This window comes from Acinetobacter legionensis, assembly GCF_057165765.1.
Map to the genome: position 1 here is coordinate 3093102 of NZ_CM169896.1, position 23391 is coordinate 3116492.

23 protein-coding genes are annotated in these 23391 nt (G+C 40.2%); 2 read left to right on the plus strand and 21 right to left on the minus strand.

The window, feature by feature from the left end; translation table 11 throughout:
- Positions 1–6 precede the first annotated feature (6 nt).
- Both nirB and AC2G3J_RS14140 read right to left on the minus strand, forming a co-directional pair.
- On the minus strand, positions 7–2553 hold the full coding sequence (gene nirB / locus AC2G3J_RS14135; RefSeq protein ID WP_336952624.1) for a nitrite reductase large subunit NirB: 2547 nt from the start codon (positions 2551–2553) through the stop codon (positions 7–9).
- Between the two features lie 38 nt (positions 2554–2591).
- Positions 2592–3968 (minus strand): MFS transporter, encoded by a 1377-nt coding sequence (locus AC2G3J_RS14140; RefSeq protein WP_336952625.1) that lies wholly within the window; start codon positions 3966–3968, stop codon positions 2592–2594.
- A gap of 431 nt (positions 3969–4399) precedes the next feature.
- On the opposite strand from AC2G3J_RS14140, the gene AC2G3J_RS14145 reads away from it, so the two are divergent.
- The gene (locus tag AC2G3J_RS14145; RefSeq protein ID WP_419328451.1) at positions 4400–4987 is read left to right on the plus strand and encodes an ANTAR domain-containing response regulator; all 588 of its coding nucleotides are present in this window, start codon (positions 4400–4402) and stop codon (positions 4985–4987) included.
- A gap of 3 nt (positions 4988–4990) precedes the next feature.
- Positions 4991–5983, plus strand: a complete 993-nt coding sequence (locus tag AC2G3J_RS14150; RefSeq protein WP_483770160.1) for an ABC transporter substrate-binding protein — start codon at positions 4991–4993, stop codon at positions 5981–5983.
- A gap of 112 nt (positions 5984–6095) precedes the next feature.
- Here AC2G3J_RS14150 and AC2G3J_RS14155 read toward each other — a convergent pair whose 3' ends face one another.
- Genes AC2G3J_RS14155 through AC2G3J_RS14245 form a run of 19 tightly spaced genes read right to left on the minus strand, consistent with a single transcriptional unit; the run spans position 6096 to position 22836 of the window.
- On the minus strand, positions 6096–6530 hold the full coding sequence (locus AC2G3J_RS14155; RefSeq protein WP_105713037.1) for an excinuclease: 435 nt from the start codon (positions 6528–6530) through the stop codon (positions 6096–6098).
- Positions 6531–6545: 15 nt separating this feature from the next.
- Positions 6546–7766, minus strand: coding sequence for a beta-ketoacyl-ACP synthase (locus AC2G3J_RS14160; RefSeq protein ID WP_419819514.1), 1221 nt, complete (start codon positions 7764–7766; stop codon positions 6546–6548).
- Positions 7766–8491 (minus strand): 3-ketoacyl-ACP reductase FabG2, encoded by a 726-nt coding sequence (locus AC2G3J_RS14165; protein ID WP_004722179.1) that lies wholly within the window; start codon positions 8489–8491, stop codon positions 7766–7768. Before AC2G3J_RS14165 ends, AC2G3J_RS14160 begins: the two co-directional genes overlap by 1 nt.
- Positions 8492–8504: 13 nt before the next feature.
- The gene (locus AC2G3J_RS14170) at positions 8505–8930 is read right to left on the minus strand and encodes a hotdog family protein (RefSeq protein WP_004722180.1); all 426 of its coding nucleotides are present in this window, start codon (positions 8928–8930) and stop codon (positions 8505–8507) included.
- Entirely contained in the window at positions 8927–10141 is a 1215-nt protein-coding gene (locus AC2G3J_RS14175; RefSeq protein WP_483770161.1) for a beta-ketoacyl-[acyl-carrier-protein] synthase family protein, read from the minus strand. The genes AC2G3J_RS14170 and AC2G3J_RS14175 overlap by 4 nt, the downstream gene beginning before the upstream one ends.
- Positions 10125–10721, minus strand: coding sequence for a DUF3261 domain-containing protein (locus AC2G3J_RS14180; RefSeq protein ID WP_419819516.1), 597 nt, complete (start codon positions 10719–10721; stop codon positions 10125–10127). The genes AC2G3J_RS14175 and AC2G3J_RS14180 overlap by 17 nt, the downstream gene beginning before the upstream one ends.
- Complete coding sequence (locus AC2G3J_RS14185; protein ID WP_419819517.1) at positions 10721–12025, minus strand: NAD(P)/FAD-dependent oxidoreductase; 1305 nt, start codon at positions 12023–12025, stop codon at positions 10721–10723. The genes AC2G3J_RS14180 and AC2G3J_RS14185 overlap by 1 nt, the downstream gene beginning before the upstream one ends.
- Positions 12026–12041: 16 nt before the next feature.
- Complete coding sequence (locus AC2G3J_RS14190; RefSeq protein ID WP_483770162.1) at positions 12042–14354, minus strand: MMPL family transporter; 2313 nt, start codon at positions 14352–14354, stop codon at positions 12042–12044.
- Positions 14329–14928 (minus strand): LolA family protein, encoded by a 600-nt coding sequence (locus AC2G3J_RS14195; RefSeq protein ID WP_419820728.1) that lies wholly within the window; start codon positions 14926–14928, stop codon positions 14329–14331. Before AC2G3J_RS14195 ends, AC2G3J_RS14190 begins: the two co-directional genes overlap by 26 nt.
- A 57-nt stretch (positions 14929–14985) precedes the next feature.
- Entirely contained in the window at positions 14986–15405 is a 420-nt protein-coding gene (locus tag AC2G3J_RS14200) for an acyl-CoA thioesterase (protein WP_034613982.1), read from the minus strand.
- The gene (locus AC2G3J_RS14205) at positions 15395–16954 is read right to left on the minus strand and encodes an HAL/PAL/TAL family ammonia-lyase (protein ID WP_483770163.1); all 1560 of its coding nucleotides are present in this window, start codon (positions 16952–16954) and stop codon (positions 15395–15397) included. Before AC2G3J_RS14205 ends, AC2G3J_RS14200 begins: the two co-directional genes overlap by 11 nt.
- Positions 16955–16956: 2 nt before the next feature.
- Positions 16957–17883 carry a lysophospholipid acyltransferase family protein gene (locus AC2G3J_RS14210; RefSeq protein ID WP_004722197.1) on the minus strand — a complete coding sequence of 309 codons (927 nt, stop codon included), beginning with the start codon at positions 17881–17883 and terminating at the stop codon, positions 16957–16959.
- On the minus strand, positions 17876–18631 hold the full coding sequence (locus AC2G3J_RS14215; RefSeq protein ID WP_004722199.1) for a glycosyltransferase family 2 protein: 756 nt from the start codon (positions 18629–18631) through the stop codon (positions 17876–17878). Before AC2G3J_RS14215 ends, AC2G3J_RS14210 begins: the two co-directional genes overlap by 8 nt.
- Before the next feature lie 10 nt (positions 18632–18641).
- Positions 18642–20330 carry an ApeI family dehydratase gene (locus AC2G3J_RS14220; RefSeq protein WP_419819519.1) on the minus strand — a complete coding sequence of 563 codons (1689 nt, stop codon included), beginning with the start codon at positions 20328–20330 and terminating at the stop codon, positions 18642–18644.
- Between the two features lie 11 nt (positions 20331–20341).
- Positions 20342–20893, minus strand: coding sequence for a COG4648 family protein (locus tag AC2G3J_RS14225; RefSeq protein ID WP_353159971.1), 552 nt, complete (start codon positions 20891–20893; stop codon positions 20342–20344).
- Positions 20890–21138: an acyl carrier protein gene (locus tag AC2G3J_RS14230; RefSeq protein ID WP_004819854.1), complete on the minus strand. Its 249-nt coding sequence runs from the start codon at positions 21136–21138 to the stop codon at positions 20890–20892. Before AC2G3J_RS14230 ends, AC2G3J_RS14225 begins: the two co-directional genes overlap by 4 nt.
- A gap of 9 nt (positions 21139–21147) precedes the next feature.
- A complete protein-coding gene (locus AC2G3J_RS14235) occupies positions 21148–21408 on the minus strand; it encodes a phosphopantetheine-binding protein (protein WP_004819853.1) in 261 nt (86 codons plus the stop codon).
- Positions 21392–22219, minus strand: coding sequence for a lysophospholipid acyltransferase family protein (locus tag AC2G3J_RS14240; protein ID WP_166783360.1), 828 nt, complete (start codon positions 22217–22219; stop codon positions 21392–21394). Before AC2G3J_RS14240 ends, AC2G3J_RS14235 begins: the two co-directional genes overlap by 17 nt.
- Positions 22213–22836 (minus strand): beta-ketoacyl synthase chain length factor, encoded by a 624-nt coding sequence (locus AC2G3J_RS14245; RefSeq protein ID WP_419328437.1) that lies wholly within the window; start codon positions 22834–22836, stop codon positions 22213–22215. The genes AC2G3J_RS14240 and AC2G3J_RS14245 overlap by 7 nt, the downstream gene beginning before the upstream one ends.
- Positions 22837–23391 lie beyond the last annotated feature (555 nt).

Sequence of the window (23391 nt, forward strand, 5' to 3'; positions counted from 1 at the left end):
ATATGCTTATGCTTCAACTACAGGAATACGGCTCTGATCACGTTCTGAGTCAGTTTTTGGGCGAATTTGCCCACGTACTTGAGCAAACTGAATATGTGGATCTTGCTGTTGCTCAGCTTTGGCATTAATAAAGGTCACAAAACGTTTACGGACTTCAGGATCTTCCACCGCAGTTCGCCATTCGTCTTGATAAGTACCCACCACATGGCTCATTCGGCGTTCTAGTTCAGCAGCAACTCCTAAAGAATCATGCACAACAACATCTTTTAGATAATCCAAACCACCTTCCATATTGTCACGCCATACCGAAGTCCGTTGTAAACGATCCGCTGTTTGGATATAGAACATAAAGAAGCGGTCGATATATTGAATTAAAGTTTGCGTATCTAGGTCAGAAGCTAAAAGTTCTGCATGGCGAGGTTTCATTCCCCCATTGCCACAAACATATAAGTTCCAGCCTTTCTCAGTGGCAATCACCCCAACATCTTTGCTTTGTGCTTCGGCACACTCTCGTGTACAGCCCGAAACTGCCATTTTTAATTTATGTGGGGAACGCAAACCTTTGTAGCGATTTTCAAGGAAGATGGCTAAACCGACCGAGTCATCGACACCATAACGACACCATGTGCTCCCAACACAAGATTTAACGGTACGTAATGACTTGCCATAGGCATGACCAGACTCAAAACCAGCATTGATCAGCTTTTCCCAAATTTCTGGCAATTGATGGACTTGTGCTCCAAATAAGTCTACCCGTTGCCCACCGGTTAGCTTGGTATATAAACCATATTCTTTGGCAATCTGCCCAACTGCAATCAAACCATCTGGTGTCACTTCACCACCTGCCATACGCGGTACAACAGAATAAGAACCATCTTTTTGAATATTGCCTAGGTAGTAGTCGTTACTATCTTGCAACCCAGCATGATTTGCAGTGAGAACAAAGTCATTCCAACAAGATGCCAAGATATTGGCTACTGTCGGTTTGCAAATATCACAACCTAAACCATGCCCATGTTGTTGAATCAAATCATCAAAAGTTTTAATTTCATTGACCCGTACCAAGTGATACAACTCTTGGCGTGAGTAAGCAAAGTGTTCACAAAGATGATTATTGACCGTTACCCCTTGGCGTTGTAATTCAGATTTTAAAACTTGGGTCACTAAGGGTGCACATCCACCACATGCGGTTGCGGCTTTGGTACATTTTTTTAACGCACCTAATGAGGTCGAACCCTCGGCAATGGCACTACAAATATCTGCTTTAGACACGTTATTACATGAACAAATCGTGGCACTGTCTGGCAATAAATCTACACCACTACTTCCCGCTTTTGCCGTAGATTGTGCATAGCCTGGCATGATTAAACTTTCTGGATTTTCTGGTATCGCTAAGCCATTCAACATCATTTGCAATAAGTCGTTATATTCTTTGGCACAACCAACCAGTACCGCACCAAGTAATTGGGTTTTCTCTGCATTGACCACGATCTTTTTATAGACCATTGCATCCTCATCAGCATAGAAATAGCTCAATGCATTTGCAGTCATGGCATGCGCATCGCCTACCGATGCCACATCGACACCCATCAGTTTTAACTTGGTGCTCATGTCTGCGCCAGCAAATGTGGGGCAACTTTGTTGCATCACATGTTTTGCTGCAATCCTTGCCATGTCATAACCGGGTGCAACTAAACCATAGATTTTATTGTTCCATAATGCACATTCACCAATCGCATAAATATCTGCATCGGAGGTTTGGCAGTAATCATTAATCGCGATACCGCCACGTTCACCTAACGCTAAACCACATTGGCGAGCCAACTCATCACGCGGGCGAATCCCTGCAGAAAATAGAATAATATCTGTTTCAAGTTCTGAACCATCCGCAAACTTCATCACATGGGTGCTATTCACGCCATCTTCTATCGATGAAGTGGCCTTTTGCGTGTGAACCTTTACCCCTAAATTTTCAATTTTGGACCGTAAAACTTTCCCGCCCAAATCATCAATTTGTACTGCCATTAAACGAGGTGCAAATTCAACGACATGGGTTTCTAAGTCTAAATCACGAAGTGCTTTCGCGGCTTCTAAACCGAGTAAACCACCCCCAATCACCACACCAGATTTTGCAGATAGACTTGCTGCCCGTATTGCATCTAAATCATCAATGGTACGGTAAACAAAACAGTTTTTACGATCATGCCCCGAAATTGGTGGAACAAAAGCATAGGAACCCGTCGCAAGCACCAATTTGTCATAGTTGATCACATCGCCATGATCGGTGGTGATGCATTTATGGATGGTATCAAGATGAGTGGCTTTGGTATTTAAACGCAGGTCAATTCCATAAGCATCTGCAAAGTCCGCACGACAAAGAGTTAAATCTTTGACAGATTTACCTGTGAAATATTCAGTCAAATGTACCCGATCATAGGCCAAACGGGGTTCTTCTGCCAAAATCGTGATTTCAACCTCATCACCTGCATGTTCTAGCACAGATTCAATAAATTTATGCCCAACCATTCCATGACCAATCATCACTAATTTCATATCGATTCTCCTCGATTGTTTTTGCTCTTGTTATTCAATTAAGTCGCACTGTTTTGTTTAAGACTTACAGCATTTTGTTCCATGCTATTTCGCTCCAGTACAGCAGCTTCAAATAACTTTTGCTCTTTCTCTTTATGTTCAACCGAGAAACGGATCATCAATACACAACTTGCAGCAATCACTACCAAACCACCTAAAACCATCAGCGTCGTTTGAATATCCAACATGCCTTTTAATAAGAAACCCGCAGCAACAGCACCGACATTACCGCCTGCCCCGATAATGCCCGCCACACCACCCAAAGCATCACGATCAATAAATGGAACCAGTGCATAGGTCGCACCGCAGGCCATATGGGTAAATAAAGCAAATACGGTCATGACCAGAATCGCCAGAATCGCGGTATTCATTTGTGAAAAGACAATCAGGAATACGCCTTCTAACAGGATCATGGCAAACAACACTTTCGTGCGACCATCGAGACCTTTTTTAGTCGCCACCTTGTCAGAAACGATACCACCAAGCGCACGGGCAAACAGTGCAAGTAAACCGAAAATCCCTGCTGCCATCCCTGCTTCTTTTAAACCAAATTTAAAATGATCCACGTAGTACATTGCGACAATGTTATGAATGAAAATTTCAATACCAAAACACGCTGCATAAGCACCAAATAGAATCCAAACGCGGTAGTTTTTTGCAGCATGCATCAAAATTGCCATACCGCCTTTTTTATCACTCCCCACATGCAGACCTTGTGCACGAAGCTCTTTAAAATCACCTTGTGGACAGTCTTGAGTAAACTTCCAATACATTGCACCGACAATTAACATCATCACACCAGGTACAATTAGTGCAATTCTCCAGCCCATGGTTTGTTCAACACCGAACATCACCAATGCTGCGAGCATCAAAGGCATCAAGGCTTGAGTTGCGCCTCCACCTGCATTACCCCAACCTGCTGTGGTTGCATTTGCAGTGCCTACGACATTTGGTGCAAACATAATACTGGTGTGATATTGGGTGATAACAAAGCTGGCACCAATTGCGCCAATCAAGAGTCGGAAGAATAGAAAAGACTCATAACTATTGGCTGATGCCACCCCAAATACAGGGATACTGCCGATAATCAATAATGCGGTATAGGTTTTACGTGGGCCATATTTATCGCATAAAGGACCAACAATCAGACGCACTACAATCGTGATTGCAACAGCAGCAATATTAATATTGGCGATTTGATCTTTGGTGAGATGGAATTCACCTGCAATAACAGGCATTAACGGCGCACAGGCAAACCATGCAAAGAAACAGACAAAAAAAGCAAGCCAACTCATATGGAAGGCCCGCATTGCTGCACTGCTAAAATTGAAAAGATGAATCTTTGTTGCTTTTTTCGCATCTAAATTTGAAGACATAGCTTCGATCTCCTGAACTGAACGCATATAAGTTGCTGTTATGCACGAGGCATATCAGTAACGATCAGAACGGACGTCGTTGGCCGTCTTACAAATTTTGAAAGTCTTCATTGACTTGATTTAAACTATGCATAGTTCATGCCAGTTTAATATTTCTAAATATCTAATTTTTTATTTTGCTTGAATACTCAGTACTTATGATTGAATAGTTGTACCTTTATCCTGTAATACACGGTCATGCTTTTTATCCGCACGGATAAAATGTAAATCATAAAACTGCATGTTTAGAAGGCAAATTGCGTCAATAAAGTGCATCAATTTTCTTTAACATCCTGTGACTATGCTTTAAAACAGCACTATTCATGCGAAATATTGGCATCTAAATTGCTTATATGCTGAAAGTTCATGTCAGGACATACTTGAGTAGCGACATGCCAAAATTAAGAATTGCCCTGATCGATGATGATATAGAGCGGGCATCTTTTATCAAATCCTCTTTGATCGAACATGATTTCGAGGTGGTCGCATGTCTGATGATTGACCATTTAAACAGTACCGATCTTCATCACTTATATGCTGATGTGATTTTGCTGGATATGGACCATCCACATCGAGATATTATTGAAAGCTGTGTAAGTCAGTTTGATTTACCCACTGTGCTTTTCACTAAAAACTCGCAAAAAGACACCATCAAAAGTGCTATTGAAGCGGGTGTAACCGCCTATATTGTTGATGGGATTGATCCTGAAAAACTGGAAAGTATTTTAGAAATTTCGATTGAGCAATTTAAAAAACATAAAAAGCTCTTAAAAGATCTCAATGAAACCAAATGCAAACTTGCTGACCGTAAAGATATTGAAAAAGCCAAAGTGATGCTGATGCAGATGCATCAAATTGAAGAAGAACAAGCTTTCAGTTTGTTACGAAAAAACGCCATGAGTCACCGTATCACCATGGGGGAAATGGCAAGAAAGTTAATCGATGCTCAAGCCTTGCTCCAAGCAAATTTCAAGGAATAAACAATGAACACACTTGAAACCACGGACATTGAATTAGGCTATATTCCTTTGCTGGATTGCACTGCAATACTTTGGGCACAACATCAAGGTTATTTTACTGAGCAAGGTCTGAAGGTTAGGTTGGTGAAAGAGCCTTCTTGGGCCAGTTTACGTGATCGTTTAGCTTTTGGCATTTTAGATGCCGCACATTGTCTTTCTGCCATGCTTCCCGCTGCTGCGACAGGCAATGATCAGCTGGGTATTCCCTTACAAACCTCATTGGTGTTGAGCACCAATCGTGCATTTATCAGCTTGAGCCAAAAACTCTGCTATGAGTTAAAAATTCACACGCAAGATACTGCGCAAGCGTCAGCAATGAAAGTAGTTCAAGCCTTAAAACAAGGCGACAAAATACAACTGGCCCATGTATTTAAACAGTCCATCCACCATTATTGTTTAAGAGAATGGTTGGCTTTGGCAGATCCAGACTTGGCAAAAAAATACCAACCATCCACTCTGCCCCCTTCCTATATGGTGGATGCGATTTCATCACAACTCATTGATGGATTTTGTGTCGGTGAACCGTGGAATATCCAATCGCAGATTGAAGGTTATAGTTATGTAATTGCTGAGAGTAAACAGATTATTCCTGAAGTGGCGGATAAAGTTTTAGCCACCACCCATGAATGGGCAAACAAGCATCCGAATACGTTAAATGCATTGCAGACGGCGATTCAAAAGGCACAACATGATTTAAGCACCTTGCAATCACTACAACCCATATGGCATATGCTAGAAGTGAGTGACATCATCCGTTTCAATTGTTCTCATCTAGTGCATACCTATGCGTTTCATAAAATACAAAATATTATTCGCTCTTTTGGTACACAGGACCGACCAAAACCAGATGATTTTGAATGGATTATTCAACAAATGTGCAAATGGGATAACTTAGAACTCGATACGGCACAAATCAAAAAAATTTCGACACAATGCACAGGACATTTAATTGAATAGGCTAATGAAATTTTTAAACGTAAACTATTATTTTTTTAATAGATTCAAAAGTATGAGCCGATGTCCAAACCTTATTCTAAAAGATTACTAGACATTGGCACATGTTTACAGCTTAGAATTTAACGATATCGCCTTTTAAAGCCACACTCGCAAGTGCTGTACCTTTATAACATTGGTATGTGGTGGTGTTTTTTGATTCATTTGCTTTGAAATAGCTCACAATATTGGTCACTGCATTAGCACCTTTATCTTTTGCTGCGCTTTGCAATTGGATTAATGCTGAACGTAATACATGATCACAAGCCTTTTCCGCAGACTTTCCAAAACCATTGGTTTTTTTATTGCTAACAACCGCTTTTTCTAAAACTTGACCGCCAGATTTAGTCCCAGCAAGATAAAATTTTACCGATCCATCTAAAAATCCATCAGCCACAGCTCGATCTACAGCTTCTTTAAAATTGAGATTATGAACAGTGTCCGCAGCTTGTGCAGAGACGATTCCACCAAAGCATAAAGTTGAAACAACAACCAAGTGTTTAAATGACATCGTTTTTTTCCTCTTTTAAGTATGTTTTAAAATAATGGAGGTGTTGATCCCTCCGAATGCAAAATTATTGGTCATGATGGTTTTTGCATTCATATCTCGTGGCTCTCGCACGATATAATCCAAATCACCACATAATGGGTCAATTTCATCCAAATTTAAAGTATGGATAAACTGTTGGCGTTGTAGCATTTCTATACTCAACCAAGCTTCGATTGCACCACATGCGCCTAGGGTATGTCCAAAATAACTTTTTAATGAACTGATCGGTTTTTTACCAAATATACGCGCAGTGGCTTGAGTTTCTGCAACATCGCCTTGATCTGTTGAAGTCCCATGCGCATTGATATAATCAATCTCTTGTGCAGAAATCGCAGCATCTTTGAGTGCCATGCGCATGCATCTTTCCATCATTTCTGAATTTGGACGAGTGACATGCTCACCATCGGTATTGCTGGCATAACCGATGACTTCTGCATAGATCGTTGCACCACGTGCCAGTGCATGTTCATACTCTTCTAGCACTAAACAGCCAGCACCTTCACCAATCACCAAACCATCACGATTTTTATCAAATGGACGTGGTGTTTTTTCAGGTGTATCGTTCATCCCACTGGTGGCTAACAACACATCAAATACTGCTGAACCTGTCGCGCTGAGTTCCTCAGCACCACCCGCAAGCATCAGCTTTTGTTTACCTAATTTAATCGCTTCAAATGCCTGTCCGATGGCCATTGAACCTGAAGTACAGGCACTTGATGTGGGTAAGGTTAAACCTTTTAAACCAAAATAAACCGTCATATTCACAGCGCTGGTATGTGACATCATTCGGATATACGTGGTCGCATTTAACTGACTCATGTCGTTGTCTATGAGCATTTTCCCAAACTCTTTGACTGCATCGACACTCCCCGCAGAGGAGCCAAAAGCAACGCCAGCATCGCCACTTTTCAAAATAGGATGATCGATCAAGCCTGCATCTGCCAATGCTTTTTCAGCACAAATCACCGACATCAATGCAACTCGTCCCATACCTCGCGTCACTTTACGATTAAAATGTTTAGGAACCTCAAAATGCACTACTGGGCCTGCAATTTTACATCGTAGATCGGTATAAATATCCCAATCAGGCATCGCACGAATGCCATTTTTTGACGCTTGGAATTGGGCAAAAATTTCATCTGCCGTTTCACCCAGTGAAGTGATTCCCGACATTCCCGTCACAACAACACGTTTCATTAAATCAGTCCCCCATTCACCGAAATCACTTGCCGAGTAATATAGCTTGCGTGATCAGAGCAGAGAAAGTTCACGGTATGCGCCACTTCATCGACCTGTCCCATACGTTGTAATGGAATCATTTTTAAAGCATGTTCTTTTACTTCTTCTGTGACCATTTCCGTTTCAATCAATCCCGGTGCAACGCAATTCACCGTAATTTTTCTTTTTGCCAGTTCTAAAGCCAAAGCTTTGGTCGCACCAATCAATCCCGCTTTTGCCGCACTATAATTGACTTGACCACGATTACCCATAATGCCAGAAACAGAAGAAAGCGTGACAATACGCCCGCCTTGTTTTAGGCGAATCATCGGCATCACTAAAGGTTTTAATACATTATAAAAACCATCCAATGAGGTCGAAATTACTTCATCCCAGTCATTGTCGGTTAAAGCTGGAAATGCGCCATCATGGGTTAAACCTGCATTTAGCACCACACCATAAAATGCACCATAAAGCTCGATATCTTGTTCCAGTATCTGTCGGGTGTTTTCACGTTGTGTGACATCAAAAAGTAGCGCATAACTGTTTTGCCCCAAAGCTTGGATTTCAGCGACCACTTGCTCAGCATCAGCACGTCTAGAACGTGCATGCACAACCACATCAAAACCAGATTTTGCTAAAGCTAAAGCAATTGCTTTGCCAATCCCTCGACTAGATCCCGTAACTAATATTCTTCTCGACACACTTAATTCCTACTTATTGCTCAGCTTTCACAGGTGGTTCATAAACACTTAAAACTGCACTAATTTTATGTTCTTCATAGCTTATTTCACAAGAGAATTGTGCCAAGCCTTCATGTAAATATTGTTGTTCAGCTCGAATGGTCAATGTTTTACCAAATTCAAAATAAGCCAAAGGTAAGTTTAATTTGCGTGTTCCCAGCAAATAGCCGATTTGTGGCGCTTGCCCCGTTTTTTGTCCTTTTGCACCAGCAAAGGCACTAATCGTTTGTGCCATGAGTTCAATACTACTCCAAGTCGGCAAACCATGTTCATCACTAAACATCAATTCAGGTGTAATGGTTAGGTTGGCAAGTGCAAAATTCTCGCCTAACTCAAGCAGTTGATCAACAAAAACCATCGGTTTTTCATGCGGAATAAATTGAATAGCATCTAAACTCATCTGATTTCAGTTCCAAAAATAAGGCTGACATTACTACCGCCAAAGGCAAATGAATTACTCATCACAAAACGCACAGGATCAGATTGAGCAGTTTGAGTTAAATCATCCTGTTCAACGTAATGCTGATCATCCAATTCAGGGTCAATCATGCCATTTTGATGAAGGGGTAACCAGTTTTGATCTTTAAGCACTTGCGTACAAATATAGGCTTCCAATGCACCCGCAGCACCCAAGCAATGTCCGGTTTTATACTTAGTGCTACTCAATGGAACAGCATAGTCCTGAAAGACCTGTCGGACTGCTTTAATTTCCATATCATCATTATGCGTGGTTGCGGTGCCATGCAAATTAAGGTATTGAATATCTGAAGCTTTTAACTGTGCCTGATCCAGTGCTTTTTGCATTGCAGTTGCAGCACCTTTGCCTTCTGGATGCGGTGCAGAAATATGCCATGCGTCCATAGATTCCCCCGCAGAAATCAACATGACCGGTGCTCGTTCTTTACTGAGTAAAAATAAGCTTGCGGCCTCACCAATATTGATCCCATCCCGCTGATATCCACATGGGCTACAGATACCTGCACTCAAATTTTCCAAGCTGTTAAAACCATTTAAGGTCAGCTTAGCGAGGGTATCTACGCCACCCACCAATACAGCATCGGCAAGGCCTGCATTAAGCAACCGTTGCCCACTGGCAAAAGCTTTGGCACTTGAAGAACAGGCCGTAGAAATCGTATACGCAAGACCGTCCCAGCCCAAATAAATTTGCAAAGCTTTGGCGAGATTACCCATTTCCTGCTTTTGCTGTTGAATCACGGTTTCAGTTTGGCCTTGAAAGTAAGCTTTTAATAAGGGTTCATTGTCCGAAATACCCGAAGTTGAAGTCCCAACAATGATTGCAAGGCGTTTTTTATCAAACTTAGCCACATAGTCACGTAACTGAGATTCACATTGTGCAAGCGCAGTTAAGGCAAAACGTAAATTACGCGAGTCATAGTTTTGCAGCGCAACTGGAATATCGCTACATAACGGATGTGCATAAGCACCCACCCATACAGGCTGATCAAAAATCAAAGATTTATTCTGGGTTAAACTGTTTTCCAATGAGGTCAATTGTGCCTTGACCTGCTCAGGATGATCACCTAAAGCTGATAAACTGGCTGAACAATGAATGCCTACAGCGGGATGATTTAAATCAATCTTTTTTGTCATTTTTTTGCAGATCTTCCACTTCACTTTGCTCTAATAAATTGTCTTTCAAAGTATTTTCCACAGGACTAAAGATCATTTGATAAGGAACTTGCAGATTATCCAGCTCAATATGATCAGCACGCGTTTTTATCGTTAAAACGTTTTTTTGATCGATCTCAATTTCAGTCTGATCAACGCCCTGTTTCACTTTAACATTTTCCAAATGATTTTTTGCAAAATCAGGATAAGTTGCAAACAGAATATCTCGAACCACAAAATCAAAGGGTAACAAACGCATCGGTTTTATCCTTTCATGCACCTGCACTTTTTGACCATCGAAATCCAGTCTAAACAGTTGCTGTCCAGTTAAGCTTAAAGCAAACATTTGCAAGTTTTTTGCCTGTTGTTCTTGGTAGAGCAAAAAGCTAAAACTTTGATTTTTCCAGACAACTTCAACTTGATCTTGACGCTGATAATGCGCCAAGGATGGATCAGCAGACCAAACCACAGGAACCAGACCTTGTGGCTGTGGATACATACTTTGACAGGCACCCAGCGCTAACAACAGACTGATGCTCATTGTTTTTAACAAAATTTGCATTATTCGTTCTCAAGTATTTTGCTCTGTTCCAGATCATGACGACAATATTCAGCCAAGGTATTTAAGCGTTGTCGTGCATTGCGATAGATTGGATTAGTTTCATCCCAAGCATAGCCCGCCAATAATGATGCAATCATACGACGGATTTTTTCATTTTGATTTTTTGAAAATACCACATCTTGAAACTCACCGTCGTACCATGCTTCTACATAAGCACGAAATACTTTGATTCCTTTACGCAGAGGTTTTTCATATTCTTGCATCCAGTCTACTTGCCCACCTTGTAAGACTTGATCGACTAAAGGTACCGCCAAACTTGAAGACTTGAGTGCAATGGTCACCCCAGATGAAAACACAGGATCTAAAAATTCACCCGCATTGCCCAGCAAAGCAAAATTGCGCTGTGCCAAGGTTTTAACATTTGCTGAATAGCCCACCAAAGTGCGGATTGGCGTATCAAACTTCATATTGCGCAGTACATGCGACAAACTCGGTTCATCTGCAAGAATATCTTTAAATAAAGCCAATAAGGCTTCAGGCTCATCAGAGATATAACCATAATGATCAAAGAAATCCTGTTCAGCAACAATCCCAAATGAACAGCGACCATCCGCAAACGGAATTAACCAATACCATCCACGATGATCTTTTTCATGTACCGTAATCAGGATTTTATTTCGGTCGAATTCAGGATCATCCAAGATCCCATCTTCAATATGACTAAACACCGCACGGCGTACTGGGAAATTTGAAGGACTTTCCAGATCAAGAAGTTTCGGCAAAATACGACCAAAGCCACTGGCATCCAGTAAAAATTTAGCCTGAATTTGATAGATATTTTCCTGCTCATCTTTAACGGTTAATACAGGATGATCAAGCTCAACATCAACTGCAACAACCTCATGCCCAAAACGAATTTCAGCCCCATATTGTTCAGCTTGCTGTGCTAAAAGATGGTCGAAATTGGCACGTCTAATCTGCCATGTCGTTCCAGGGCCTTCACTAAATTTTTGAGTAAAATCGTAGTAGCTCCGTTCATGACCACGTAAGAATGCTGCACCATTTTTAAACTGAAATGCATATTCTTCAACATGTTCATGAACTGTGTCTAATAAACCGGCCTCTTCTAAAAACACCATACATTGTGGCAAAAGTGATTCACCGATCGAAAAGCGAGGAAAATGCTGCTTTTCAATGATCACCACTTGATAACCTTTGTGCCTAAGCAGTGCTGCTGCGGAACTTCCCGACGGTCCTGCCCCGATGATCACCACATCTGTTTGTTGTAAATCTAAACCCTTCATGTATTCACCTTAATGTTCAGTTCTTTGACTGATTAATTGATTTTGAGTCTGCCGGCGTAAAAAGCGTGGCATAGATAAACGAAAAAATTACCCCAAAAAGAACCGTTAACCCAAAACAATGTATTGCATAGGTATGGCTTAACGCCAATAGACCAAACCCCAACAAAGTCGACATCATACAGAGAAATAGTGCCATCCCGACCACATGCGAATGATCGTGCCCTTGACGGTAGAAAATGGCGTAATCCACACCAATCCCCAAGATGAGAAAAACCCCCATTACACTAAATAGATTAATCTCAACGCCCATCCATGCCTGTAATGCAAAGGTGCTCATCAACGCCAAAGTCACTGGCACCATCAGAGCAAACACCGATTTAATCCCATAGATCAGCATTAAACCGATCGCTAAGGCAATTAATGCATAGACAAAAAGATATTCAGCTTGGATACGATGGTCTTGGAATAAGCTCGATAAATTATGTACAGGGCGAACCAGCTTATTCTGCTGATCTTGCAAAGCCTCTACGGCTGTTACATCTTTTATGCCTTGAATCAAAATTAATCTTTGCTGCGGATTAACCTGTAAAAATGCCAAAGGATGGGCAGCAAACTGATCTAAATTTAACAATGTTTGTTGAGACAATCTTGCTTGCCAACTCAGGACATCTTTCGGATCAAGTTGCATCGCGCTTGCATATTCCACCAGTACTGATTTTGGAATTTTCTGTAGCGCTTCAACATTCTGCTGTTGCTGTTCTAGCGAAGGAATCGTTTGTCCTATTGCTTGAAACCCATCAATTTTGCCCTGTTGTTTTAACTGAGAAAGCGCATGAATTAAGTGTTGTTCTTGCCTTGCAAGGTCTTTTGCTGAATTTGCATAAATTGCAAAATAATCACTGCCCTGTGCTTGCCCAAAACGAGAACGAATATATTGATCTTCCTGCTTTAAATGTTGATCCATGCTTTGCAAATTACGCACATCATCATTACTTTTAAGCAACAGTAAACTTGATCCTGAAACCACAAAGATCACAAAAATCAGCAGATAACGCTTTGTTGCGTGCGCTAAAAAATAATTACGCCATGTGCCAATAAAGCTTAATCTGCGTATTGCGGGTTCAGCATTTAAGGCAGGTAAACGCGGTAGTAATAATAGACTGGTGATCCCTGCAGCAGTTAAGCCCACCATTGAAAATACTGCAATCTGCTTAAAGCCCGGAAAAGGTGTAAAACTTAAAAATAAATAAGCCAGCAATGTGGTTGAAAGCCCGATCAACAAACTGGGTAAAATCGGCTTTAATACGGCAAATCCATTGAGATGTCGTTGCTGTGATTGCATCGCCATAAAGTAAAAGGAAAAATCGACACATACCCCAATCAGACTTGCACCAAAAACCAAAGTCATCAGATGTATTTCGGAAAATATCCAGTGGGTTAGCGCAAAAGCCACCATTGAACCTGTGGCAACCGCAATAAACTCGGTCAACATCGGGCGAATAGAGCGGAAACCAAACCAGACCAAAAGTAAGACACCGATACTCGAACCCACTCCGATTGTAGAAATTTCATTCTTTGCAGATTGGGTACCAAAATGCGAAAAAACAATTGTTCCAGTCCAGTGCGGTTTCACCCCGATCTTGCTCAATTGCTGATTAACATTAGTCATCCATTGGGCAGTTTGTTCTTGATACTCAATATCATAAGGACTTTTTAAAAGTTCTAAATTAAATAGTCGAGAATAGCCTTGCTCATCAGAAATTGTGGCAAAACCATCTTGTATTTCGATATTTGAATGCTGTTGCAGGCTTGCAAGCCCCATGGCATAACGTGGAAATAATAACAATGGATCTTGTTGAAGCAAGCTTTCAGTAATTGGCATGCCCGGACTCATGATTTGCATCAAACTTTGTTCAGTCAGTGCCGCATAATCCTGTTGTTTTAAGATTGCTTGATCTTGCGAACTAATTAAGCCTGCATGATGTGCATATAAAGTCTTGGCAAAATCTTCAGTATCAACTTGCGCTTTTAATGGCTTAAACAAATTCGACTGTTGGACACCAGCCCTTAATATCTGTGTTGCTTGCTCAATTTGTTCAGATGATTTTGCATCAATCACCAAGAACACTTTATTGTTCAATTGCTCACTGACATAGTGTTCGGTTTGCTCAAGCTGTTTATCCTGCTTTACTTTTGGCAGTAAAGCAAAAATATTGGTCTGGATGTGAATGCCTTTTTGCATCCATGTAAATCCCAGCCCGATCGCAATGATGACTAAAAATATCAACCAAATTGCAGTGAGTTTATTTTGCCAATTGGAAAAGTGCATTCTCAGACGCCGATAAAGTTTGAGGTTGAGCCGTCTGCTGACTAAAATTAATAATCGTCATATTATTGGCTTGTTCAGTAATCACAATACGATTGACATAACGTCCACCTTGCGCATTCACTTTGACAAACAATTTTTTAAACAACGCACTTTTCGGGGTCAATGTGACATCCCAAGCTGATGTTGTGTAATTGGCTGCAACCACATTAAAATTTTTGGCTAAGGCTGTTTCATCGCCTGCCATTAACTGTAAAAACATGGTCGCCACTGAACCATATTGACTGTTATCAATCTCAAGTTGACTCATAGTTCGCTGGGTTTTTTGTAGCAACTTTTTTGGGGTAACAATCAAATCTGCTTGAACAGGCTTTTTAATCTGCCAAATCACCCCTTGGCTTTTGGAAAATAAAACCTGCCCATTTGAGCTAAAAGTTTTATTTAAGGAGGTGAGCTTTTTTTGCTGCTCAAAATGGGCACGAACTACAGCTGTTTGAGAAAGCTGTTGAAAAATTTGCCCAACTTTAGAACTTTCCGCATAACTTGCCAATGGAAGTGCCGTCACAACCATAAACATCATACTGGTGATGATCAGTTTGATTTTATTTTTAAAATTCAACATTTTTCATGCCCCCTATTTGGTCTTAAATTCAGACCATGCATACAGGCGGTCCAAAAATATTTGTGGTGACTGAAAGCACATTTCTCGTGTTTCTATCTCAACTGCCACCTGACTGGTAAAACCTTTAGTGAGGCGTTTACCTGATTCTGCATCAAAAATCTGGTACTCGATTTTCAAACGGTTTTCCCATTCTTTTAAAGTCGCACGTACTCGGATATGCTGCCCAAAAATAATACCTTGCGCATAACGGACATAACTTTCAATCACTGGCCATGCATAACCAGAATCTTTCATTTGATTATAGTTATAGTCAAATTGATCCAGCAATTTACAACGTGCAATTTCAAAATATTTGAGATAATGCCCATGCCAAACCACATTCATGGTATCGACATCATGAAATGGAACATCAATAATGACATCAGCATACATCAGCGTTCTCCTGCTTGTGCTGCAAAAGATTGCAGTTTAACAGACTGAGATTTTCAAGATGATCGACAATCGCTTGCAGTTCTTTTTGCAATGGACGATCTTCTTCAACAAAATGAAATTCTTTCAGTACCCATTGTCTAAATAGACCCAACACTGGGCTTAATTGCTGTGCCAAACCTCTCAGTTCAATTGCTTGAACCGCAGCACAGCTCAATGCAGCAATCACTTGTTCAGTCAATAAAATCACCCGACTGGCATCACGTGCGGCAATCGTGCCCATACTGACTTTATCTTGATTATGGCATTCGGTTGAACGTGAAAAAATTGAAGCAGCAAGTGTTTGCTTAAGTGCTTCGGCAGTCCAAGCTGACACCCCTATCTGTACGGCTTTAAAGCCATGATTGAGTGGTAAGCGATCGGTTTTAGCACCAGTCAAATTACGTGGTAACCCATGATTCATTTTATGATCGACCAACTGTGCAAGCTGACGATCCATCAAATCAGCAATATTGGCAATCATAATTTTTAAGCTATCCATAGCCTGAGCGATATGTCCACCATAGAAATGTCCACCATGTAACACGCGTAAATTGATCGGATCAATTAAGGGATTATCATTACTTGAGTTCAATTCATTTTCAATAAATTGTCTAAGCCAAGTTTTAGAATCTTCAAAGATTCCAATAATATGTGGTGCACAACGCAACGAATAACGATCTTGCAAACGTGGGCTTTGATGCTCTGTTTGTACTTTATCGTTTAACCATTCACGCAGTTGCTTGGCGATCTCCTGCTGACCTGCATGAGGTTTCTGAGCAAATAACACCTCATCAAAATGGCTTGGATTGCCCTGTAATGCCAACACATTTAATGCTGTGATTAAAGTACTTGCCAAACTAATCTGCTCAGCTTTTTTATAATTTAAACAGGCCATTGCGGTCATTACCGCAGTACCATTCATAATGGCAAGTCCCTCTTTGGGTCTGAGTGCCAAAGGCTGTATCGCATATTCAGCATAAACATCCGCGACTGCAACGATATTACCTTGATAGTAAACATCCCGTTCACCGACCAATGCCCCTGCAATATAGGACAATGGGGTTAAATCACCACTGGCGCCGACTGAACCTTCTGAAGGAATCACTGGAATAATATTTTCATTGAGCATCCAAACCAAACGCTCAAGTAAAGCATGTGATACCCCTGAATAGCCACGCGCCAAAGAACATAATCGAGTCACCATCACAGCACGTGCAGTGATCAAGTCCAGATTTTGCCCCAAACCACAACCGTGAAAACGAGATAAATGCAAAGGCAATTCATTGACCTGATGTGCAGGCACTTCAACCAAACAAGAATCGCCATAACCTGTGGTTACACCATAGATGACGCCTTCTTCTTGCAATAATTGATCAAGAAAATCAGCACCTCGTTGAATCAATGCCTGCCAACTTTCAGAGTTAGGCAGCGCCACTTTGAGCTGTTGATTTGCGACAGCAACAACCTCTTCAATTGAAAGTGGTTTTTCTCCGATGACAAGTGTCTGCATTTTTATTTGTTCCAAAAATTATAAAAATTAAACCATTGATAAGGTGCATCTACGCAATGCTGTTCGACCAGTTGAACATAGCGTTGTATGACTTCAGCTATGGCTTGGTTGCGGGTTTGCCGCGGAAAATTAAGTTTTTGAGCGATTGAATGGATATGCACATGAAAGTTGTCTTGCTTGCGATAACAGAAAACCGCCAATATCGGAACTTTCAGCAAACTCGCTAAAATCCAAGGTCCTTGCGGCCAAGCGGACTCATCAGCTAAAAATTTAAGATTTTCGACACGTTGCGATTGAACTGGAACGCGATCTGCTGCCACGATGATCCACTCACCCTGATCCAGTTTCTCCTGCAAAAGAATCGCAGTATCAACGCCAAGTTCATCAACCGAAATCAGATGCACATCGGCTTTTTGATTGAGCTTTTTAAGAAATTCATTAAATTTACTGGCATGCTTTTGATAAACCAATACATTGATTTTTTGCTGATGATCAGATTTGATCGCACGTAGCAGTTCGATATTGCCAAAATGCGATACTACAATGATCGCCCCTTTTTTATAATTTTCCCGAAAATGCGCATGCCCATGCAAGATCAGCTTTTCTTCTGCGACTTTTCCCAGCCAGCCTTCAATTTTATCCAAAATACACTCACCAAATGTCATCAAATGAATATACGAATGACTCATATTCGGTTGATGTGAAAATGGTGACTTTTCTTGAGCAAAATGATGCAACTTTTGTAAATAAAGTAATGAAGCCTGACGCGCTGTTCGAGAAAAGATCCAGTACCACATGATAATGAAATACAGCACCAGCTTACACAAAAAACGCCCACCAAAACGATAGAAGCAAAGCATTAACATCAAAGGTAACATTCCCCCCTTTTCTTTAAGCTCACTCCATCTTTTTGTATGTGATTCAGTCATGTGCTGAACCTTTGGTTTTTTGTGCCAATAATTTAGGTAAGCGAATCAACATGCCTGCAAAAAGTCGTGCATGTGCTTTACTGAGTCCTAAATTATCTTTCCACAAATTAAAATGTGAAATACCTTGTTCTGGATAAATCACGGCAGTAGGTACGTTGATAAACTGAACTTGTTCCCACTTTAGACGCACTAAAATTTCACTATCAAAACCCATACGTGGTTGGAATTTTGCTCGATTGAGGACTTGAATGGTTTGATCAAGTGGATAAATACGAAAACCGCACATACTGTCTTTGATCTCAAGTGACAGACTATTAATCCAAACCCAGACATGGGTGACATAACGACCATACAAACGCTTTTTCGGCACCGTTTCATCAAAAATCGGCTGTCCCAAAATCATTGCTTGAGGATGTTGTGCTGAGATGGTGATAAATTTTTCAATATCCTGCCAATCGTGCTGCCCATCTGCATCAATTTGTAAAACATGTGTCCAGCCGAGATCTTGTGCTTGATATAAACCTGTCATCACGGCCTGACCTTTGCCTTGATTGGTCGCATGCTCGACCAGATATACATTTTTATGCTGCTGCGCCAATTCTTGCAACAAGGTCGAACATTCAATATCACTACCATCATTGACCAAAACCACTGGCAAACCATAAGGGTGAATATAGTCCAGTAATGCTTTGATATAATGCGGATGGTTATACACAGGAATCACAAAACCCAATCGATATTGCTGCATCATCAGTCTCCTAAGCGTTAACCGTAGTAGCAAAAACCAAACGTCCTGATGCTAAAGACTGTTCAGCCTGCTGCAATTGAAAACTGATTTTATCTGCTTTACGCTCAAGTTTAAGCAAAACCACGGCATGCGGTTGGATCAATTCCTGAAACTTAATTTGTTCTAATGCTGTACACCAATCTAAATCAGCCCAGATCTCTTTAGCGAACTTTTGAATAAAAGCAATTTGCCCAACACCAGGATAAATCGGTTGACCAGGAAAATGCCCATTAAAAGCAGCCAGTTCAGGAATAAATTCTAATTTAAATTCTGCGCTATTGGCATCAATATGCGATGCTAAAACCACGGGTAAATTTAAGTTTTCAAATAATGATTTCATATAATTTTTATTGAGCTTTGATTGGGCGTTTTTCGGTAATTGGCTTAAAAAACGCCATTGCCTCGGTATCGCAATATATTCCAATTTATCTGCAAGTTGTTGTTTTATTTTTGCGACAAATGCACGCTTATGACTGTGTCTAAGTTCTAATTGAGCTTGTTCAGACAATACCGCCACACAAGCCAAAATTTGTCGATGATCTTTTTCAAAGATCAATGTATGACATTCACTGACTTCTGGCAATTCAACAATACTACTTTCAATAGAATCAAGACTTAAACGCTTTTCTTCAAGCTTAACAATACGGTCTAAGCGGCCTTGAAGCTGAAACTGACTTTTTCGATCATCAAGCACAGATACTTCGACTTTATCTGCGGTGTAGATCCAATCATTGATATACGCATGTTGAGTCAAGACACCCAGTTCACCTGCATCTGTAACGCTAATTTCGACATCTGCAAACGGCGTCCAAAGCGCCTCATCTTGTGTGCGATAGGCAATACCGCCCGTTTCGGAACTACCAAAAATTTCGGTGATACTGGCATTGAGCAGTGGACGTACTCCAGCATCTAATTTACCACCTGAAGAATAAACCACTGAATGCTGTTCAAGTAATACATCAGAGGTCCAACGTTTTAAAAGTGCTGGGCTGGAAACCACATAATGATTTGAACCAAAGTGATCGTGACTTAAATGCTGTAACTTTTTTTGTGCTTCAACCACATCTTCAGGAAATGCCAATTGTGGATTATAAAAAGCTCTGCCACTGGCAAGCGGCCAAAGTAATTTAAACAATAAACCATAAATATGTTGATGACTGACTGTAGCAAGCGCCAGTGCATTTTCTGCTAGATCAAAACTTTGATCTAAACCTTGTACTTCATTAAGCAGCTGTTTTAGGCTACGTGGAATCTTTTTAGGTTGTCCTGTAGAACCCGAAGTATAAAAAAACACTGCTGCACGATTTAAAAATGCATCATTTAGATCAATGTGATGAGTATCTTCAACCACAGGATTAATCTGTTTATATTGTCGTTCAATAAAATAAATATTCTGAGCTGCTAAGCTTTTTTCCAAATCACGCACACGATTTGGCGGGAGAATCACCTGTTTATCCGCCAGCAAAACTGCAAAAAATAACACTAAAAAATCATAACTGTCATTTTGCCACAAGGCCCATGCACTTTCAGTGGATTGTTCAATGTGTGTTTTTTCACTCAACACTTCCTGCCAAAATTGGGAAAATGTTTTGACACTAAAATCAGAGGTGATACACAGACATTTTTCAGCATGAATGTGGCTTTGAAAATGACACAACATAAGCGTTTATTTTAACTCGTATGATTTTTAGCTTGATGAATTTTTCGCAGTACAAATTCACCTGCAAATAACAAACCCATCAAAAGATAAGAAATAAAACCATTATAAAGTACCCACATTTGGGTACTGCTAAATAACACTGTATAAAGCGCAATACAGGCATTTAAAATAAAAAAGCCACACCAAACAATCGTGACATTTTTGGTCCAGATCACCCCAGACGCGGGTAAATCAGGTTCAACCAAACGTGCAAAACGCTCAATCATTGAGGGTGGTTTGATTAAGGTGGTCGCAAAAATTATCAACGCGCCCACACTCATCAATACTGGATACAGTTTTAACCAAGCATGATCTTTTAAAATCAAACTCAGCCCACCACAAATAATGGCAAACCAAGTTAATGGCCACATAAGATCACTTTTTTTAAAAAATAAGCGTGATCCACCAAGCAGAACCAACAAAGCACTCACCCAAATAAAATGACCATGCGCTAGGCTGTAGCCCACGATAAATGGGTAAAGTAGAAATAAGATGGTGACTCCGCTGCGGATCAAATGATTCATTCTGCAGACATATTTTGAATCACAACCACAACATCTTGCACTGTTCTGACATTTTTAAAATCTTCAGGTTTAACTTGCTTACCGGTTAATTCTTTAATTTTAACAACTAAATCAATAGCGTCGATGCTATCAACATCTAGATCAGAATACAGGTTTGACTCAAGCTGAATATCAGCAGGTTCAATTTCAAATAGTTCTTCCATCCACTCACGTAGATTTGTTAAGACGATTTCTTCAGATAACATAACGACCTCTTAAGCAGCGCGTTGCGCTTCAACCAAGTCCACTAAACTTTGCACAGAGGCGAAATGTTGCTTGGTTTCCTGTGATTCAGCATTTAAATGAATGTTATAGCGTTTTTTCAAAGCTAAACCTAATTCTAGGGCATCAATAGAATCCAGCCCTAATCCATCACCAAAGAGTGGTGCATTGGTATCAATATCTTCAATTGAAATATCTTCCAATGCCAGCACATCAATGATCATTTCTTTTAACTCATCAGCAAGATTGCTCATTTGTAGATAACTCTTGTTTAATTAACGCTTGATTAAATAAGTTGTGCAAAAAATGATTGAGCTGTTTCACCTGTTTTGAGTTAACAGCAGCATCATCCAATATATCCTGTACATGTACCGCATCTAACACTTTAATCTGAATGTGAAATGGTTCATTTGGAATGTGATACCACTTTTCATTTTTGGTCAGTGTCGAGGGCGTGCATTCTATCAAAATCGGACGAATTGGAACATTCGCTCGAATCGCAATATTTGATGCACCGCGTTGGAACTCATTCAGTGAGGCACCTCTTTCTGTTCGTGTCCCTTCTGGAAATATCAATAATGAGGCTGCATCTTTTTCTTGGAGTTTTTTAACGCAGTCCAAAATAAATTGCTCAGATCCCTCATTTAAAATATAACCTGCACTACGTACTGGCCCCAATGTAAATGGATTGCGCCAAAGTGCTTTTTTTACAATACAGTTGGCCTTTTCCATTAAGCCAATCAAAATCACCACATCAATCAAGGTTGGATGATTTGCAATGACTAACTCTTGACGGCTATGGGCCAGCTTTTCCAAGCCTTCGACCTCATAGGTCATGATGCCCAATTTAACCATCATTTCAGTAAAGCCTTTAAAGCTATATTTAATGGCTTTTTGCGCACGATCTTGTCTTTTTCTTGTATCAAATGTGCTCACTTTCACCAATGGTGCAACCACACCACCAATCACAATTCCGCCCAAGCCAAAACTTGCAAAACTAAAACCTGTAGCACCAACACGCCAAGCGTAATTTAACTTTTTCTTTACTTTATTGATATTTAGCATTTGACCCAAGCACCCTTTTCCTTCAGGTTTTGATTTTGCCAAAACGCATTAAAATCTTGAGCTTCTAAATATTTGCTTTGTTGCGGTTGCAGATTTTCTACAGCGATTTTTAAATTGGCATTTTCTAAACTGACCACTCCAGCCAATGAAAAAGCTTTAAAATTCTGATACTCATCGTATATTTCAGGCAATGCTTGGTCATAATAAATCACCAAGGCATTTTTGGCATTGTGGTGGGTTTTTAAATAAGCATAAGCTTCGACTAAAGCTTCAGACCATGACGCTGCCAAACTGGTCGCGAGCGTATCATCTTGACAAAATATAGAATACAAACCTGAAACTGCATTATGTACGGAAGTTGAAAAAAGTGTCGGAGATGGGGTCTGGTCTGAAAGGACATCTTTTAAAATTTTAAGTGTTTTTTCTTCATCGCCATATTGTGAGCTCCAAACAATATAGTCGACCTGAATCCCCTGCAAACTTTGAATTGCACTATTCAGTGCAATTTTAGCAATACTTGATAACCGTCTACGTTGCATCGCAGGAATTTTTTCAAGTGCTAAAAATGTATCACCATCTTCGCTCAAGGTGAGCCTAGAAATATTTAATTGAAGCATGTTTTATTCATCAACATCAGCTAATTTAATTGGCTTAAAAAGCCTTCTTTAGACAAATTATAACATTTGAATAACAATAAATACAAAAAATACAATTGAACTTTGTCAAATAATTAGTTCCTTAATTAAAAGATCCTCTTACAATACTATTTTTTACTGCAACAGTTTATTCAATCCCATTTCATCAAGTGGCGTATTATACTTATAAAATGTATTTTGAAAGCTTGTTTACTGTTAATTATCGCTAAGTAATGCTATTTTTTAATGTGACTGTGTTGATGACATACTCAGGGTTTTATACAAAATATTGGCTAGAAATAACAAAGCATTTTGAAAGTGCATTTCTATCTAAACAGCATATCTTTGCTACAACAAACCTAAGCCTTGAGCACAGCTATTTATACAACTCTAGATTGTAATTTTCCTGTAATTGCTAATTTTAAATCACAATCAATATTTTAAGCTGAACATTAGATATCTTTCATAAATCAAAAAATGATCATGTGGAGTGAATCAATTGGTATTGAAAGTTCCTTCTCCCTCTGGGAGAAGGCT

Coding starts and splice junctions, on each gene's coding strand:
- AC2G3J_RS14190 (WP_483770162.1), bottom strand. CDS start 14,354: ATGCACTTTTCCAATTGGCAAAATAAACTCACTGCAATTTGGTTGATA.
- AC2G3J_RS14210 (WP_004722197.1), bottom strand. CDS start 17,883: ATGACTGAATCACATACAAAAAGATGGAGTGAGCTTAAAGAAAAGGGG.
- AC2G3J_RS14215 (WP_004722199.1), bottom strand. CDS start 18,631: ATGCAGCAATATCGATTGGGTTTTGTGATTCCTGTGTATAACCATCCG.
- AC2G3J_RS14235 (WP_004819853.1), bottom strand. CDS start 21,408: ATGAGCAATCTTGCTGATGAGTTAAAAGAAATGATCATTGATGTGCTG.
- AC2G3J_RS14185 (WP_419819517.1), bottom strand. CDS start 12,025: ATGAAGGGTTTAGATTTACAACAAACAGATGTGGTGATCATCGGGGCA.
- AC2G3J_RS14145 (WP_419328451.1), top strand. CDS start 4,400: ATGCCAAAATTAAGAATTGCCCTGATCGATGATGATATAGAGCGGGCA.
- nirB (WP_336952624.1), bottom strand. CDS start 2,553: ATGAAATTAGTGATGATTGGTCATGGAATGGTTGGGCATAAATTTATT.
- AC2G3J_RS14230 (WP_004819854.1), bottom strand. CDS start 21,138: ATGTTATCTGAAGAAATCGTCTTAACAAATCTACGTGAGTGGATGGAA.
- AC2G3J_RS14195 (WP_419820728.1), bottom strand. CDS start 14,928: ATGTTTATGGTTGTGACGGCACTTCCATTGGCAAGTTATGCGGAAAGT.
- AC2G3J_RS14200 (WP_034613982.1), bottom strand. CDS start 15,405: ATGTATGCTGATGTCATTATTGATGTTCCATTTCATGATGTCGATACC.
- AC2G3J_RS14240 (WP_166783360.1), bottom strand. CDS start 22,219: ATGCTAAATATCAATAAAGTAAAGAAAAAGTTAAATTACGCTTGGCGT.
- AC2G3J_RS14180 (WP_419819516.1), bottom strand. CDS start 10,721: ATGCAAATTTTGTTAAAAACAATGAGCATCAGTCTGTTGTTAGCGCTG.
- AC2G3J_RS14225 (WP_353159971.1), bottom strand. CDS start 20,893: ATGAATCATTTGATCCGCAGCGGAGTCACCATCTTATTTCTACTTTAC.
- AC2G3J_RS14150 (WP_483770160.1), top strand. CDS start 4,991: ATGAACACACTTGAAACCACGGACATTGAATTAGGCTATATTCCTTTG.
- AC2G3J_RS14155 (WP_105713037.1), bottom strand. CDS start 6,530: ATGTCATTTAAACACTTGGTTGTTGTTTCAACTTTATGCTTTGGTGGA.
- AC2G3J_RS14140 (WP_336952625.1), bottom strand. CDS start 3,968: ATGTCTTCAAATTTAGATGCGAAAAAAGCAACAAAGATTCATCTTTTC.
- AC2G3J_RS14175 (WP_483770161.1), bottom strand. CDS start 10,141: ATGACAAAAAAGATTGATTTAAATCATCCCGCTGTAGGCATTCATTGT.
- AC2G3J_RS14245 (WP_419328437.1), bottom strand. CDS start 22,836: ATGCTTCAATTAAATATTTCTAGGCTCACCTTGAGCGAAGATGGTGAT.
- AC2G3J_RS14160 (WP_419819514.1), bottom strand. CDS start 7,766: ATGAAACGTGTTGTTGTGACGGGAATGTCGGGAATCACTTCACTGGGT.
- AC2G3J_RS14205 (WP_483770163.1), bottom strand. CDS start 16,954: ATGCAGACACTTGTCATCGGAGAAAAACCACTTTCAATTGAAGAGGTT.
- AC2G3J_RS14170 (WP_004722180.1), bottom strand. CDS start 8,930: ATGAGTTTAGATGCTATTCAATTTATTCCGCATGAAAAACCGATGGTT.
- AC2G3J_RS14220 (WP_419819519.1), bottom strand. CDS start 20,330: ATGTTGTGTCATTTTCAAAGCCACATTCATGCTGAAAAATGTCTGTGT.